This is a genomic window from Solidesulfovibrio sp. C21 (assembly GCF_047785625.1).
Classification (GTDB): Bacteria; Desulfobacterota; Desulfovibrionia; order Desulfovibrionales; family Desulfovibrionaceae; genus Solidesulfovibrio.
Genome location: NZ_JBLODY010000047.1, coordinates 18,579 through 33,097 on the forward strand (window position 1 = coordinate 18,579; position 14,519 = coordinate 33,097).

The following is a 14,519-nucleotide window of genomic DNA, read 5'->3' on the forward strand; positions in this document are numbered from 1 at the left end:
ATGACCATGCCACCGACCGCCATGGACGTTGCGGGAGAAAGCGACGTCCATCGCCGCCTGCTCGAGCGCCTGCGGCAAAGCGGGCTGCCCCACACGGTCCATGCCCACGCCCCCACGCGCACCGTGGACGAAGCCCGGGAAAACCTCGACTTCGACGTCACGCGCATCGTCAAGACCATCGCCTTCGGCCTGCGCGGCGGCGGACTGGTCCTGGCCGCGCTGCGCGGCACGCGCCGGGTGGCCTATCCCGGCCTGGCCCAGGCCCTGGGGCGAACCCGCCGCGATCTGGCCGCCCTGTCCCCGGACGAGGTGCCGGCGCGCCTCGGCGTTTCCCCGGGCAGCGTCTCGCCCGTTCCCCTCGATCCGGACACCCTCGTCCTTGTGGACACGGATGTGCTGACCATCGAACCCACGCTCTACTGCGGCCTGGGGCGGCCGGACCGGACGTTGGAAATCGCCCCGGCCGATCTGCTCACCCTGACCGGCGGGCGCATGGCCGATTTCTCCAAGTGAGGCGGGAAAGCCATGGCCGAAAAGTCCCTCATCGAAATCCGCGACCTGTCCAAATCCTACCGGCGCGGCGACCAGATCATCCCGGTCCTGACGGGCGTCAGCTTCGACATCGCCGAGGGTGAATTCTTAGCCCTCATCGGCCCGTCCGGCTCGGGCAAATCCACGCTTTTAAACTGCATCGCCGGCATCGACAGCGTGGACGCCGGCAGCATCGCCATCGGCGGCACGGACATCGCCACCCTGACCGAGGGGGAACTGGCCAAGTGGCGCAGCCGCCACGTGGGGTTCATTTTCCAGTTCTACAACCTCATCCCCGTGCTTTCGGCCCTGGAAAACGTGGAACTGCCGCTGCTTTTGACCGCCCTGTCCGCCCGGGAGCGCAGCGAACACGCCCTGGCCGCGCTGACCGCCGTGGGCCTGTCCGACCGCACCGACCACAAGCCGTCCCAGCTTTCCGGCGGCCAGCAGCAGCGCGTGGCCATCGCCCGGGCCATTGTCACCGACCCGGACATCATCGTGGCCGACGAGCCCACAGGCGACCTGGACCGCCACAGCGCTGCCGAAATCATGGCCCTGCTCGGCCGGCTCAACCGCGAACTGGGCAAGACCATCGTCATGGTCACCCACGACCACCGGGCCGCCGAGGCCGCCCATCTGGTGCGCGAGCTCGACAAGGGCGAACTGCGTGTTGCTCCTTAGGCTGATCATAAAAAACGCCTTCCGGCACCGCCTGCGTTCGCTGCTCACCATCATTGGCGTGGCCGTGGCCCTGCTCGCCTTCGGGCTCATGCGCACGGTCCTCGACGCCTGGAACGCCGGGGTCTCGGCCTCCTCGGCCAACCGGCTGGTCACCCGAAACGCCATATCGATCACCCAGCCCCTGCCCTACGCCTATAAAGGCCGCATCCGCCAGGTGACAGGGGTCGACATCGTGGCCGCCGGCAACTGGTTCGGCGGCGTCTATCAGGACGAAAAGAATTTTTTCGCCAATTTCGCCATGGAAGCCGAGGAGTTTTTCAAACTCTACCCGGAACTTGTGGTCGCGCCAAAGGAACGCCGGGCCTTTCTGGCCGACCGCAAGGCCGCGATCATCGGCCGCAAGCTGGCCACGCGCTTCAACTGGCATATCGACGACACCATCACCCTGCGCGGCACCATCTTTCCCGGCGAGTGGCCCATGACCATCCGCGCCATCTACAAAGGGGCAAGGCCCGACACCGACGAGACCGCGCTCTACTTCCACTGGTCCTATCTCGACGAGACCATGAAAAAACGCGCCCCCAGCCGGGCCGGCCAGATAAGTTTCTTCATGATCGGCATCGACGACGCCAGCCGGGCGGCGGAAATCTCCAAGAACATAGACGCCCTGTTCGTCAATTCCCAGGCCGAGACCCTGACCGAGACCGAAAAGGCCTTCCAGATGGGCTTCGTGTCCATGAGCGCGGCCATCCTCATGGCCATTACCGTGGTTTCCTATGTGGTGATCTGCATCATCCTGGCCGTGGCCGCCAACACCATGGCCATGTCGGCCCGGGAGCGGCTGGGCGAATTCGCGGTCATGAAGACACTGGGCTTCGGCGCAGCGGCCCTGGGGGGGATGCTCCTGGCCGAATCCCTCATCCTTTCGCTTTCCGGAACCCTTTTGGCCGTGGCCCTGATGCCGCCCATCGCCAAGGGGTTCAGCACCTATCTGAGCCAGTTTTTCCCCATCTTTTTCGTCTCGCGCCAGACCATCCTCCTGGCTTTCGGCTTCGGGGTGCTGGTCGGGGTGTGCGCGGCCATCGTCCCGGCCGTGCGCGTCGGCACGGTGCGCATCGCGGCGGCCTTTCGGAGGATCGGCTGATGGCCGTCCCCCTGGCCTATTCCTGGCGCAACCTGCGGACAAGGCGGCTCACGACCGTTTTGACCGCCGGCGGCATGGCGCTCGTGGTCTTCGTCTTTACGGCCACGCTCATGCTGGCCGAAGGACTGCGCCAGACGCTCGTTGCAACCGGCTCGCCCGGAAACGCCATCGTGCTGCGCAAAGGCTCGGAAACGGAAGTGCAAAGCGGCATCGAGCGGCAAGCCGCCGCGGCCATGACCACGAGACCGGAAATCGCCCTGGGCCGCGACGGCCGCACCCTCGCCGCCGAGGAATCCGTGGTGCTTATCGGCCTGACCAAAAAATCCACAGGCAAGGTTTCCAACGTGGTCATCCGTGGCACGCAATCCGCCTCACTGCCCCTGCGGCCGCAAATCCGCATCATTGCCGGACGCCTGCCCCGGCCGGGCACGTCGGAAATCATGGTGGGCAAGGCCGTGGCCAAGGGATTCGAGGGGGCCGGGCTTGGCCAGAGCCTGCGCTTCGGCAAGCGGCAGTGGCCGGTGGTGGGGATTTTCGACGCCGGCATGACAGGCTTTTCCTCGGAAATATGGGGCGACGCGGACCAGCTCATGCCGGCTTTCGGCCGCAACGCCTATTCCATCGTCCTGGCCGGGCTGCGCGAACCCGGGCTTTTTGATGCCTACAAGGAAGCCATCGAGGCCGACCCGCGGCTCCAGGCCGAGGTCTGGCGCGAAACCCGCTACTACGAAAAACAGTCGGACATGATGCGCAAGTTCCTGACCGTGCTCGGCGTGGCGCTGACAGCCATCTTTTCGCTCGGGGCCATGATCGGGGCCACCATCACCATGTATTCGGCCGTGGCCAACCGCGTCCCGGAGATCGGAACCTTGCGGGCGCTCGGATTTTCCCGATCGAGCATTCTGGCGGCGTTTCTCCTGGAATCGATCTTTCTGGGACTTTTGGGCGGCATCGCCGGCGTGGGGCTCGCGGCGGGGCTCTCGTTCGTCACCTTCTCCACCACCAATTTCCAGACCTTTTCCGAACTGTCCTTCCAATTCGCCCTGACGCCGTGGATCACCGGCATGGCCCTGGCCTTTTCGGTCATCATGGGCATTATCGGCGGTTTCTTCCCGGCCCTGCGGGCGGCGCGCCTGAACATCGTGACCGCCCTGCGCGAAGGGTAGGGGGAGGAGAAGAGGGGCGGAAAAAGAGAATGCGAGAGGGGAAACCCTTTCAAGAAAGGGTTCTCCCCTCTCGCGCTCTCCCCTTCCTAAACTTTATAATGGGGATTGTGCTGGACCGGAGTAGCTTGGGAGAAGGCCCGCGTGGCGGGCTATCGTCGACAAAACGTCACACGGCATGGCATGGCGGAAAGAGGCGTTGCGGCTATAATGCCCGCTCGTACCATCCACCAGACCATCCCGCGAGGCAGTCCCCATGCTCAGGCACATGCGTCCCCAGCACGTCAAGGCCAACCAGGAATTCGGCACCGTTTCCTACGTCGGTTCGGCCAAGACCTTCGCCCCCTACGTCAACGTCATCCAGTACGGCGACGGCTCCTTTACCGAAACCCGCTATGAGCACGGCGAAACGCCCGTCATTCCGCCCGCCTCCGAGGACCGCGTCACCTGGGTGCGCGTGGTCGGCGTCCACGATATTTCCGTGATCAAATCCGTCGGCGACGCCATCGAAATGCCTTCCATGCTCATGGAGGACGTGGCCGACACCACCCAGCGCCCGAAATACGAGGAGTTCGGTGACTCCATGTTCATGGTCCTCAAACTCATCGACATGGACAAGGACCAGGACTCCCCGACCGCCGAACAGGTGAGCATCGCCATGGACGGCGCGGCGGTCTTCACCTTTCAGGAAAACGCCCACAACATCTGGGACAATTACCTGGACCGGCTGCGCAAGGGCCGCCATCTGGGCAAATCCGACCCGCACTACCTGATGCTGGCCCTGCTCGACGTGATCGTGGACCGGTACATGATCACCCTCGGAAAGCTGGGGGACAAGGCGGAGACGCTCGAAGAATTGCTGTTCGAAGCCCAGACCGAGGAGACGCTGTCGAATTTCTACAATTTGAAGCGCGAAACGGCCTATCTGCGCAAATACATCTGGCCGCTTCGGGAAGTGCTGCAGGCGCTCTCGCACAAGAAGCACTCGAAAAAGGTCAGCGATTACGCCAAGTCCTACCTGCGCGAAATCGTGGATCACGTGAAGACGGTGGTGGAAACGGTGGATACGCTGAACCAGATCGCCACGAGCATGATCGACGTTTATTCGTCCGTGGCCGACATGCGCATGAACATGGTGATGAAGGTCCTGACCGTGGTCGGCACGATATTCATTCCCCTGACCTTCATCACCAGCCTCTACGGCATGAACTTCGAGTATATGCCGGAGCTCAAATGGCGCTACGGCTACTTCATCACGCTTGGCCTCATGCTGGCCCTATCGCTTGGCATGCTGGCCTGGTTCCGCAAGAAGAAGTGGCTGTAAAATCTTATTTATTCCCTTTTATATTACTAATAATAAGCGTGTATTGCTTATGAATTCCAAACATTGCCTCAACAGAATCAACAATAGCCCAAAAGCACAACACAAACCCTGCAATAATAGCCGCACTACATACAACAGACTTACAAGAAAAATAGCCATTCCATGGCCAGTCAACATAGGGTATATCGGTATTAAAAACAAAATAAACAAAGATACAAAATATTATAATCCCAAGACACAAAACAATGTTATCCTTCAGCTCCTTAACCGTTGAATCAAGATTTATTAGATAACCATTAAAATCAGTCGAGTTCTCGTAATCATATATCGAATTCAAAACATTTCCAAGTCCCCCAAGAAATACTCCTACAGCTCCTACAATCACACCAACTAGTATCCCCAACGATGGAATAATTACATCTTTTATCCAATCTGATGATTGAAAATGAAAAACAATTGACAAAAAATAAGATAAAATCATAATTAAAAAAATACGAAAGAACCTCATAACAAAGCCTTAAACTTCTCCACGACTTTCGCTAGTATATTCACAATATCTTCTTTTATTATCTTTTCCTTTAACTGAATAGCATTCTCTATACTCCGATATGTTTTTTTCTCCCCATTTTGACCAACACCCAATTCCCATGAACCACCTCCTTGATCTACATACTCCCTATACGTCTCAACTCGAGTTTCCGGAACAATTAATTGCCCATCAGGATTCTCTAATTGGACTGTCGCTGTCGAATTATTGAAAATTGTTTGTAATTCCTTTAGTCCTTCTCGTGCAGTAGCACTAGCCCCCAGCATATTGGGAGATTCCAAAGAGAACTTTAATGAATATATAGAATCCGAATCCTTAATTATATTCCAAAAAACCAGTTTTTTAACAATTGGTTCAAAATTAACTGTAAACCCAGTATACATCATCGTTTTCTTCGCTATCTGTCGCAAAATATTTTTGAGACCTTCTATCGACTGAAATATTTTTGCTTTCTTTTCAACAACAAACAACTGATTTCCTGGTGTTGTATCAGCCACAAAATTTAAATATGGCCAATCATCTTGTGAGTCATCCTGAATATCAGTGGGTGTTAATTCGTGTTTTTCTGCTATATTTTTCTTCGACAATTTACCATAGTACATTCCATCAAGAACACTATTAATTCTTACGGCATATTCTCTTGTATCTGTTAATCTATAGTTATTGTTAACCAAAAACTTCGCTCTAAAAATATTATTTTTCTCTATATCACCCACATTTTGCCGAAACAAATCATACTGAACAGGAACTACATAATACCGAAGACATATAAAATTCGAGCTTGGCATACAATAATCCTTTACACGATATCTTAATTTTCAAACAATTATATCCTATAACGTTACCGAGCAACGATATTCTTCCAGACTCTCGATCCCAAGTTCTTCCATGAGCGCGGGAAGCCGCTCGACGATGCGAAAGGCCATGTCCGGCCGCATGAAGTTGGCCGTGCCGATCTGCACAGCGTGCGCCCCGACCAGGATGAATTCCAGCACGTCCTCGGCGGAGCTGATGCCGCCGACGGCGATGACCGGCGCGGACACCGCCTGACAGACCTGCCACACACAACGCAGGGCCACGGGTTTGATGGCCGGACCGGACAGGCCGCCGATGACATTGGCCAGACGCGGCTTTCGCGTGCGGATGTCCACGCTCATGCCGGTCAGCGTGTTGATGCAAGTGAGCGCGTCCGCCCCGCCGAGGACCGCCGCCCGGGCGATCTCCACGATGTCCGTGACGTTTGGCGAGAGCTTCACCCAGACCGGCTTGTCTCCGGCCCGCTTTTTCACGGCCTCGGCGAGTTTGCCCGCCATGGCCGGGTCCTGGCCAAAGGCGATGCCGCCGGCCTTGACGTTGGGACAGGAAATATTGACTTCGAGGGCGGCCACGCCTTTGGCGGCGGAAAGCACCCCGGCCAGCTCGGCGAATTCGTCCGCGTCGCAGGCGTAGAGGTTGGCGATGATCGGCGTTTCCGCGTAGGGCAGGCGCGGCAGCTTGTCGCGCAAAAAAACTTCCACGCCGCAGTTTTGCAGGCCGATGGCGTTTAACATGCCGCACGGCGTCTCGGCGATGCGCGGCATGGGGTTTCCGGCCCGGGGCTTAAGGGAAAGTCCCTTGGCCACGATGCCGCCCAGGCTTCGCAGGTCGCCGTAGCGGGCGAATTCCAGACCATAGCCAAAGGTGCCCGAAGCGGTCATGACCGGGTTTTTCAGTTCCATGCCCGGCAGGCGCACGCTTGCGTCAACGCTCATGACTCCTCCGAAAGCGCCAGTTCCTCGACCCAGAAAACCGGCCCCTGGGTGCAGGTCTGCACATACGTGCCCAGGACGTTTTTCTCCACACAGCCAAGACATCCGCCCACGCCGCAGGCCATGCGGTTTTCCAGCGACACCTGGGCCCGCACGCTATATTTGCGGGCCAGCCGCGCCACGGTCACCAGGAAGGGACGCGGACCGCAGGCCAGGACCAGCCCGTCGGCATGGCCGGCGATGGTCGTTTCCAGATGCGCGATAAAGGCGGCCAGATCGTCCGGCCCTTTTTCCTGGAACGCCTCGGCCTGCTTCAGCCCGGAAAAGGCGTCGAAAGGATAACAGGAAAGGGGCAGGCGGTGGCCGAAAACAAGCGAAAGACGTTCCGGCGAAGGATGTCCGGCGGCGTATTCCACGAACGGGGCGATACCCACCCCGCCGGCCAGCATGACCGTCGGGACCTCCGGCTCCAGGGCGAACCCCTGCCCGAGCGGTCCCCAGACCGTGGCCGTATCGCCCGGAACCAGCCGGCACAAAATTTCCGTGCCCCGGCCGCAGACCTGGACAAACAGGGTCAGCGCCTCGGCCGTGAGCCGGCAGATGGAAAAGGGACGAGGCCAGATGAGATTTTGCTGAAAGGCCCGGGGCCTGACCATGACGAACTGCCCGGCCACGGCCGGCGAAAATCCGGGATTGGCCAGGGTCAGCATGTAGCAGCCCTTGGCCGCCCCCTCGGGGCCGACCGGCTCCACGGACAGGATGGAAACGTCGCGGCACGCGTCGTAATTGCCCAAAAAACACCTCGCGCGAAAAGATGCCGGCTTGTACCGTCTTTACCCTGCCTTGTAAAATAACCGCCCCGGGAGCCGGGAATTGCGCCGCCTGCCGCCCGGAGTCCTTGAACTTGCCCGGGGTTGTCCGTAGTGTGGATCAGCCGGCCGTCCGACCGGACGCAGCCAGCCACGAGCGCCAACACCGAGGATGGGCATGCGACAGGATCTCGACCTCGAAGACGACCACGACGACGCCACCTTGCGGACCTTCCACAAGGGAGCCATCCTCTTTCGCGAGGGCCAGCCGAGCGAGGTGGCCTATATCATCAGGAAAGGCCGGGTGGCCATCTACCGGGTCGTCAACAACAAGCGGGTGGTGCTCGGCGAACGCGGGCCGGGCGAAATGGTCGGCGAGATGGGCGTTATGACCGCCGCCCCCCGCTCCAGCTCGGCCGAGGCCTTGGAGTTTACCGAAGCCATGGTGTGCGACAGCAACCTCATCCACACCATGCTGCAGCGAAGCCCCCGCCCGGTCCAGCTCCTCACCGGCTACCTGGTCGACCATGCCAAGACGCTTACCGCCCAGGTCACCGACCGCCCCTCGGGCAACGCCTTCTTGTCCGTGTGCCGGGTGACGGCGCTGTGCTGGCAGGCCGCCCCCGGGACCGGAAAGGCCAAGGAACTCAGCTACGCCGAGCTCTCGACCACCATCAAGGACATCGTGCTGCTCAACCAGATCGAGATCGACGCCGTTTTCGCGCGCCTGGCCAAACTGCATCTGGTCTCCCTGACCGCCATCAAGGCCAGCTTCGCCCGCAAGGACCCGCTGCTCGGCACGTCCAGGCCCGGCACGGCCTTCGTCAAGGACAAGACCGTGCGCCTGACCGACTCGGACACGTTTTTAAGCGTGGCCAAGAACGTCGCCCGGGACTTTAGCGACCCGTCGCGGCCCATGGTGGACCTGGAATTTTGCGATCTGGCCGCCTTTGCCCGGGAAGCCGGCTCCACGCCGGACATCATTTACAAGAAGCTCGCCTACCAGGAAATTCCCCAGGACCTGTTTTTCTTCCACAAAGCCAAGGCCAGGGACTATATTGGGCAGATGGGGCCGGAGTTTTTCAAACAGGCCCGCCGCCCGCGCCTCTCCGCTGCCGACCTCGAACGCGTGGACGACATCACCGCCGTGGACAACGCCACCCTCCAGGAAGCCTTTTCGGCCCTGGGCTTCCATAAAGTCGCCGTGGCCCTGGCCATGGCCGGCGAGGCGGCCCGGGAAAAAATCCTCAGGAATCTGTCCAAGAAAATCGCCGCCGTGGTGCGCGAGGAGGCCTCGGCCATGGCCGAACCCGACGAGGACGAGGCGGCCGATGTGGAAAAGGAATTGATCGAGCGCATCAAGACCATCAAGGGACTGGCTTCGTGAATATCGCAACCGTCATCGGCATCGTCTTCGGCATCGCCATCCTCACCTTCGCCACCGTGCTCTCCACGGACAGCGCCGGCGTTTTCGTCAACATCCCGGGCCTGGCCATCGTGCTCGGCGGCACACTGGCCTCCACCTTCATCTGCTTTCCGCTCAAGGAAGTCATGCGGGTGTTCAACACCTTCCTCGTGGCGCTCAAACGCGAGGAGCTGCCCACCGACCACTACATCGACGCCATCGTGCACATCGCCAAACAGGCCTCGACCCGGGGCCGCATCCAGCTCGAAATGGCCCTTCCCGGCATCGAAAACGAATTTCTGCAAAGCGCCATCCAGATGCTCGTGGACGGCTACTCCCGGGAAGAGATCCAGGAGATCCTCGACACCCGCATCGAGCAGACCTATCAGCAGGAACTGTCCTCGGCCGGCATCTACCGCACCATGGCCAAGCTCTCCCCGGCCTACGGCATCATCGGCACGCTGATCGGGCTTATCGGCATGATGCAGTCCATGAGCGTGGGCCTGGGGAACCTCGGCGCGCACATGGCCGTGGCCCTGACCACCACCCTCTACGGCATCCTGCTGGCCAATCTGATTTTCCTGCCCATCGCCGTCAAAGTGGAAAAACGCATCGAGGAGCGCGTCATCCTCATGTGCGTCATCCGCGACGGCACGCTTTTCATCAAAGACAAGACCCCGGCCGCCATCGTGCTCGACAAGCTCAAGGCCTACCTGCCGACCCGGCGCTGGGCCGCCATCGAGCACGAGGAGGCATAAGCCCCTCCGACGCCAAGGAATGCCTATGAACATCCGCAAGCGGCCAGGCGTGCTCAACGTCTCCGATCTGCGCAAGATGCATCATGACGACGAGGACCTCTGGCCCATCTCCCTGGCCGACATGATGACGCTGCTTCTGTGCTTTTTCCTGCTCATCGTGGCCGTGTCCCACGTGGACCTCAACCGCTACGAACGGGTGGCCGATTCCATGCAAAAGGCCATGGTAACCGACAAGCTTGCCCCCAGACAGAAAAAAACCGAACCCGTGGTCAAAAAGACCGCCCCGCCCAAGCCCCAGCCCAAGCCCGAAACGCCGCCGCAAATGGTGCGCTCCAAGGTCAGCCACACCACCCTGGCCAGCGAGCCCGTCCCACCCCTGGTCCAGAAAAAAACCGAACCCGCCCCGGCCAAGCCGGCGACGCCCACTGACCAGCCTCAAACCCCTGAACCGGCCAAGGCCGAACAAGCGGCTCCCGAAACCGAACGCACCGGCCCGACCCGGAAGAGCCTGGAAGATATCCGTAAGGAACTGACCGCCAAACTCGGCCTCGACACCAGCGCGGTGGAAATCGTGTCCCGCGAAAACGGCGTGGAACTCAACCTGCGCGGCGCGGCCTTTTTCGACCTGGCCAGCGCCGAAATCAAACCCGCCGCCATGCCGCTTCTGCGCGACATCGCCGCGACCCTGGCCGGCACGCCCTACAAAGTCACCGTCGAAGGGCACACCGACAACCTGCCCATCGAATCCTGGCTCTACCCCTCCAACTGGGAACTGTCCTCCGCCCGCGCCAGCCGCGTGGCCCGCTTCCTCATCGACGGCGGCGTGCCACGCAACCACCTGCGCGTGGAAGGTCTGGCCGATACCCAGCCCGTCGCCCCCAACGACGACGAAGCAGGCCGCCCCATCCCCGAGAATCAGGCCAAGAACCGCCGCGTCGTCATCCTCGTCAGCCCGTCGTAGCGGCTAGCGCGGAAGCTTCCCTTTTTTTCTTAAAATGCGGCGCTTCGCCGCTGGCGCGGTTGTTGCCGCAATCGTGTCCGGCGTCGAGGCGCAACGCGCCTCGTGCCGCCGGGCCGATTGCGGCAACAAGATCAACCCAACCAACAAAGCACAACTCCCCCTCCACTCCACCATCCCAACCCGGTAAAAGGGGGTCCGGGGGACATCAAGTCCCCCGGCGGAGGGGTGCAGGGGAGGCAGAGCCTCCCCTGCCTAGCCAACCGTGCATCGCCTAAAACGGCGTGCCGTTAGCGGCGATGTCGGTGAGGATCAGGGACTTGATGCGTTTGGAGACGAGGCCGGGCCGGCCGTCGGCGATGGGGTTGCCGTTGTAGCGGATGATGCTCAGGCAATCGTTAGTGGTGCCGAGGATAAACATTTCCTTGGCCGGGGCGATATCTTCTTCGCGGATACCGGCGAAGACGACTTCGATCTCGTTTTTGACGAGTTCCACGGCGCGCATGAGGGTGGTGCCGGTCAGGGCGTTATTAAGTTCCGGCACGACGAGGCGTCCGGCGGCGTCGACGATGCAGATGTTTTCGGTGGCGCCTTCGGCCAGAAATCCCTTGTCGTCGTAGCAGACGGGATAATCCTCGCCGCGCTGGGTGGCTTCGCGCTTCATGAGCACGTTGGGCAGGTAGTCGATGGATTTGATGCGGGCCAGATAATTCTGTTTGGCCGGGATGGAGGTACGGAAGGCGGTGACGCCCTTGGCGAAGGAGGCATCCGAGCGGGGGTGGTATTTGTAGGCCACGATGGTGAGGCTCGGGGTCGGGCAATCGGCGGGGTCGATGCCGAAGCTGCCGGGGCCGCGTCCGACGATGACGCGCACCATGCCGCTATCCGAACCACCGGCCCGGCACACGTCGAGGGTAAGGCTGGCGACTTCGTCCCAGGGACAAGGCGGCTCGAGGAAGATGGCTTTTGCCGAGCGTTCCATACGGGCGAAATGGGGTTCCACCTGATACAGCTTGCGGTCGATGTACTTGAGCGTTTCGAAGACGCCGTCGCCCCGGTGGACGAGGTGGTCGTCCAGGGGGATGAGCATCAGGCGCGGGTCCGTGCCGATAACGCCCAGGCGGTGATCGTAATAGGCCAGGACATTCTCGCCGCCGGGGCGCAGCGCGGCGAGCAGGCGGGAGACGTAGGCATCGACATCGACGATATCGGGCATGGGGTACTCCTTCATGAAAAAAAGACGGGGGAAACACCATAAGATGTTTCCCCCGCTCCCTTGCCTCTTTTGGGCAGGGAAATCTAGGCGGGCACGCGCACCTTGTCGCGGGCGACGATGAGTTCGGCAATCTGCACGGCGTTGAGCGCCGCGCCCTTGCGGATGTTGTCGGCCACGATCCAGAGGTGCAGGCCGTTGTCGATGGTGTTGTCCTCGCGGATACGGCCCACGAACACGTCGTCCTCGCCAGCGGCGTGGATCGGCATGGGGTAGATCTTCTCGGACGGATTGTCGTAGACCGTGATGCCCGGGGCCTGGGAAAGGATGACGCGGGCGTCCTTGGCGGTGAGTTTCTTTTCCGTCTCGATATTGACCGACTCGCTGTGGCCGTAGAAGACCGGCACGCGCACGGTGGTGGCCGTCACCCTGATCGAGTTGTCACCCATGATCTTGTTGGTTTCCTTGATCATCTTGATCTCCTCGAAGGTGTAGTCACCCTCGGAGAAGACGTCGATCTGGGGCAGACAGTTAAACGCGATCTGGTACGGGTAGACCTTGGCCTCGGGGTCTTTCATATTGAATAGCTGCCGCACCTGGGTTTCCAGTTCGGTGATGGCCTTCTGGCCGGTGCCGGAAACAGCCTGGTAGGTGGACACGATCACGCGCTTGATCCTGGCCGCGTCGTGCAGGGGTTTGAGCGCCACCACCATCTGGATGGTCGAGCAGTTGGGGTTGGCGATGATGCCCTTGTGCCAGTCGACGTCGTCGGGATTAACCTCGGGCACGACCAGCGGCACTTCGGGGTCCATGCGCCAGGCGCTGGAGTTGTCGATGACCACGCAGCCGGATTTGACGGCAAAGGGCGCAAATTTTTTCGAAGTGGAACCGCCGGCCGAAAACAGGGCGATATCCACGCCCTCGAAGGATTTCTCGGTCATCTCCTCGACGGTCAGTTCGCCGCCGGCATACGGCACGGTGGTGCCGGCCGAGCGCGAGGACGCCAGGGCCTTGACGGTCTTGGCCGGAAACTCGCGCTGTTCGAGGGTCTTGAGCATCTCACGTCCCACGGCTCCCGTGGCCCCGGCCACGGCCACAACCCATTCGCCCCTGCCCATACGGTCCTCCAATGTCGGTTATAAAAAGCCTCCGGCGGCCAGGGAGGCACTGCCTTTCCCGGACCGCCCGCAAGGAAAAATCACGGAATCTTTATCTAGGCGATCCCTTGCGGAAACGCCAGAATTTTATCGAATAAAATTATCATATTACAGATCGAGACCGGCCACGATGGACAGCACGGCCTCGGCCTTGTTGAGGGTGTAGAGATGCACCCCCGGCGCGCCCCGGGCAATGAGGTCCCGCGCCTGCCTGCGCGCGTAGGCAATGCCCGCCTCGGCCACGGCCGCGTTGCCTCCGGCCGCGTCGGCCCGTTCGAGTTCGGCCAGATAGGCCGGCGGCAGATGCGCCCCGCACAGCCCGGCCAGCCGCTTGATGCTGGCAAGGCTCATCACCGGCAGCACACCCGGTATGATCGGCACGTCGATGCCGGCGGCGCGGCACCTGTCCACGAAGCCGAAATAAGCGTCGTTGTCGAAAAAAAGCTGGCTGACCACGAAGTCGCCGCCCAGACAGATCTTTTGGCGCAGAAATTCCAGGTCGGCCTCGGGCGAGACGGCTGCGGGATGACACTCGGGATAGCCGGCCACGCCGATGCCGAGGCCGGGACGCTCCTGGCGGATAAACGACACCAGATCGGAAGCGTGTTGGAAGTCGTCGGAATCGGGGACGAAAGCCTCCTGCCCCTTGGGCGGATCACCGCGCAAGGCCAGCACGTTGTCGACGCCGGCCTCGGCCAGGGCGTCCAAAAAACCCCGAATCTTCTCCCGGCTGGCCCCGACGCAGGTCAGATGGGCCATGGGCTCGAGGCCGTAGGCGGTCTTGAGCCGGGAGACGATCTCCAGGGTGTGGGCATGGGTGCTGCCGCCCGCGCCGTAGGTCACGGACACGAACAAGGGATGGACCGGAAGGAGCCGCTCCACCACCTCGAAAAAGCCGGCCCAGGCCTCACGCTGCTTGGGCGGAAAAAATTCCAGGGACACGAAAGGCCGCTTCGCCTGGATAAGCTCCTTGATGCGCACGCAGTCTCCTTCGGCTATGGGGAAGAAGAAGGAGAGAGTGAAGACCGGGGGGGAAACCCCCTTTTTTCAAAAAGGGGGTTTCCCCCCCCGGCCCCCCCCC

15 protein-coding genes are annotated in these 14,519 nt (G+C 60.8%); 8 read left to right on the plus strand and 7 right to left on the minus strand.

Annotation, left to right across the window (positions count from 1 at the left end; all coding sequences use genetic code 11):
* The 5 genes from ACMZ6R_RS13855 (at nt 1) to corA (ending at nt 4,843) form a co-directional block, all read left to right on the plus strand.
* Nucleotides 1-513: an aminoacyl-tRNA deacylase gene (locus ACMZ6R_RS13855; protein ID WP_416112423.1), complete on the plus strand. Its 513-nt coding sequence runs from the start codon at nt 1-3 to the stop codon at nt 511-513.
* A 12-nt stretch (nt 514-525) separates the two neighbouring features.
* Nucleotides 526-1,212, plus strand: a complete 687-nt coding sequence (locus ACMZ6R_RS13860; RefSeq protein ID WP_416112425.1) for an ABC transporter ATP-binding protein — start codon at nt 526-528, stop codon at nt 1,210-1,212.
* Nucleotides 1,199-2,356, plus strand: a complete 1,158-nt coding sequence (locus ACMZ6R_RS13865; protein ID WP_416112427.1) for an ABC transporter permease — start codon at nt 1,199-1,201, stop codon at nt 2,354-2,356. The genes ACMZ6R_RS13860 and ACMZ6R_RS13865 overlap by 14 nt, the downstream gene beginning before the upstream one ends.
* Nucleotides 2,356-3,522: an ABC transporter permease gene (locus ACMZ6R_RS13870; RefSeq protein ID WP_416112429.1), complete on the plus strand. Its 1,167-nt coding sequence runs from the start codon at nt 2,356-2,358 to the stop codon at nt 3,520-3,522. Before ACMZ6R_RS13865 ends, ACMZ6R_RS13870 begins: the two co-directional genes overlap by 1 nt.
* Before the next feature lie 253 nt (nt 3,523-3,775).
* Complete coding sequence (corA, locus tag ACMZ6R_RS13875) at nt 3,776-4,843, plus strand: magnesium/cobalt transporter CorA (RefSeq protein ID WP_416112431.1); 1,068 nt, start codon at nt 3,776-3,778, stop codon at nt 4,841-4,843.
* 4 nt (nt 4,844-4,847) lie between these two features.
* Here the strand turns inward: corA and ACMZ6R_RS13880 are convergent, their stop codons facing one another.
* The 4 genes from ACMZ6R_RS13880 to ACMZ6R_RS13895 are packed head-to-tail and all read right to left on the minus strand — an operon-like array spanning nt 4,848 to nt 7,932.
* Nucleotides 4,848-5,351 carry a hypothetical protein gene (locus tag ACMZ6R_RS13880; RefSeq protein ID WP_416112433.1) on the minus strand — a complete coding sequence of 168 codons (504 nt, stop codon included), beginning with the start codon at nt 5,349-5,351 and terminating at the stop codon, nt 4,848-4,850.
* Nucleotides 5,348-6,178: a hypothetical protein gene (locus tag ACMZ6R_RS13885; RefSeq protein WP_416112435.1), complete on the minus strand. Its 831-nt coding sequence runs from the start codon at nt 6,176-6,178 to the stop codon at nt 5,348-5,350. The genes ACMZ6R_RS13880 and ACMZ6R_RS13885 overlap by 4 nt, the downstream gene beginning before the upstream one ends.
* A 45-nt stretch (nt 6,179-6,223) precedes the next feature.
* Entirely contained in the window at nt 6,224-7,141 is a 918-nt protein-coding gene (locus tag ACMZ6R_RS13890; protein WP_416112437.1) for a dihydroorotate dehydrogenase, read from the minus strand.
* A complete protein-coding gene (locus tag ACMZ6R_RS13895; RefSeq protein WP_416112439.1) occupies nt 7,138-7,932 on the minus strand; it encodes a dihydroorotate dehydrogenase electron transfer subunit in 795 nt (264 codons plus the stop codon). The genes ACMZ6R_RS13890 and ACMZ6R_RS13895 overlap by 4 nt, the downstream gene beginning before the upstream one ends.
* Nucleotides 7,933-8,125: 193 nt before the next feature.
* Between ACMZ6R_RS13895 and ACMZ6R_RS13900 the strand changes: the two genes are divergently transcribed.
* Genes ACMZ6R_RS13900 through ACMZ6R_RS13910 form a run of 3 tightly spaced genes read left to right on the plus strand, consistent with a single transcriptional unit; the run spans nt 8,126 to nt 11,071 of the window.
* On the plus strand, nt 8,126-9,334 hold the full coding sequence (locus tag ACMZ6R_RS13900; protein WP_416112441.1) for a cyclic nucleotide-binding domain-containing protein: 1,209 nt from the start codon (nt 8,126-8,128) through the stop codon (nt 9,332-9,334).
* Nucleotides 9,331-10,110 (plus strand): motility protein A, encoded by a 780-nt coding sequence (locus ACMZ6R_RS13905; protein WP_416112443.1) that lies wholly within the window; start codon nt 9,331-9,333, stop codon nt 10,108-10,110. The genes ACMZ6R_RS13900 and ACMZ6R_RS13905 overlap by 4 nt, the downstream gene beginning before the upstream one ends.
* 25 nt (nt 10,111-10,135) lie before the next feature.
* The gene (locus tag ACMZ6R_RS13910) at nt 10,136-11,071 is read left to right on the plus strand and encodes an OmpA family protein (protein WP_416112445.1); all 936 of its coding nucleotides are present in this window, start codon (nt 10,136-10,138) and stop codon (nt 11,069-11,071) included.
* 271 nt (nt 11,072-11,342) lie between these two features.
* Here the strand turns inward: ACMZ6R_RS13910 and ACMZ6R_RS13915 are convergent, their stop codons facing one another.
* The 3 genes from ACMZ6R_RS13915 to metF all read right to left on the minus strand — a co-directional run bounded on the left by ACMZ6R_RS13915 (nt 11,343) and on the right by metF (nt 14,419).
* Nucleotides 11,343-12,284, minus strand: a complete 942-nt coding sequence (locus ACMZ6R_RS13915) for an aminotransferase class IV (protein WP_416112447.1) — start codon at nt 12,282-12,284, stop codon at nt 11,343-11,345.
* 83 nt (nt 12,285-12,367) lie between these two features.
* Nucleotides 12,368-13,399, minus strand: a complete 1,032-nt coding sequence (locus ACMZ6R_RS13920; RefSeq protein ID WP_416112449.1) for an aspartate-semialdehyde dehydrogenase — start codon at nt 13,397-13,399, stop codon at nt 12,368-12,370.
* Between the two features lie 147 nt (nt 13,400-13,546).
* Nucleotides 13,547-14,419 carry a methylenetetrahydrofolate reductase [NAD(P)H] gene (gene metF / locus ACMZ6R_RS13925; protein ID WP_416112451.1) on the minus strand — a complete coding sequence of 291 codons (873 nt, stop codon included), beginning with the start codon at nt 14,417-14,419 and terminating at the stop codon, nt 13,547-13,549.
* Nucleotides 14,420-14,519 lie beyond the last annotated feature (100 nt).

What these genes read in the sequence shown, in the direction of transcription:
- corA (WP_416112431.1), top strand. Translation starts at nt 3,776, where the DNA reads ATGCTCAGGCACATGCGTCCCCAGCACGTCAAGGCCAACCAGGAATTC.
- ACMZ6R_RS13920 (WP_416112449.1), bottom strand. Translation starts at nt 13,399, where the DNA reads ATGGGCAGGGGCGAATGGGTTGTGGCCGTGGCCGGGGCCACGGGAGCC.
- ACMZ6R_RS13855 (WP_416112423.1), top strand. Translation starts at nt 1, where the DNA reads ATGACCATGCCACCGACCGCCATGGACGTTGCGGGAGAAAGCGACGTC.
- ACMZ6R_RS13880 (WP_416112433.1), bottom strand. Translation starts at nt 5,351, where the DNA reads ATGAGGTTCTTTCGTATTTTTTTAATTATGATTTTATCTTATTTTTTG.
- ACMZ6R_RS13890 (WP_416112437.1), bottom strand. Translation starts at nt 7,141, where the DNA reads ATGAGCGTTGACGCAAGCGTGCGCCTGCCGGGCATGGAACTGAAAAAC.
- ACMZ6R_RS13860 (WP_416112425.1), top strand. Translation starts at nt 526, where the DNA reads ATGGCCGAAAAGTCCCTCATCGAAATCCGCGACCTGTCCAAATCCTAC.
- ACMZ6R_RS13910 (WP_416112445.1), top strand. Translation starts at nt 10,136, where the DNA reads ATGAACATCCGCAAGCGGCCAGGCGTGCTCAACGTCTCCGATCTGCGC.
- ACMZ6R_RS13885 (WP_416112435.1), bottom strand. Translation starts at nt 6,178, where the DNA reads ATGCCAAGCTCGAATTTTATATGTCTTCGGTATTATGTAGTTCCTGTT.
- ACMZ6R_RS13915 (WP_416112447.1), bottom strand. Translation starts at nt 12,284, where the DNA reads ATGCCCGATATCGTCGATGTCGATGCCTACGTCTCCCGCCTGCTCGCC.
- ACMZ6R_RS13870 (WP_416112429.1), top strand. Translation starts at nt 2,356, where the DNA reads ATGGCCGTCCCCCTGGCCTATTCCTGGCGCAACCTGCGGACAAGGCGG.
- ACMZ6R_RS13900 (WP_416112441.1), top strand. Translation starts at nt 8,126, where the DNA reads ATGCGACAGGATCTCGACCTCGAAGACGACCACGACGACGCCACCTTG.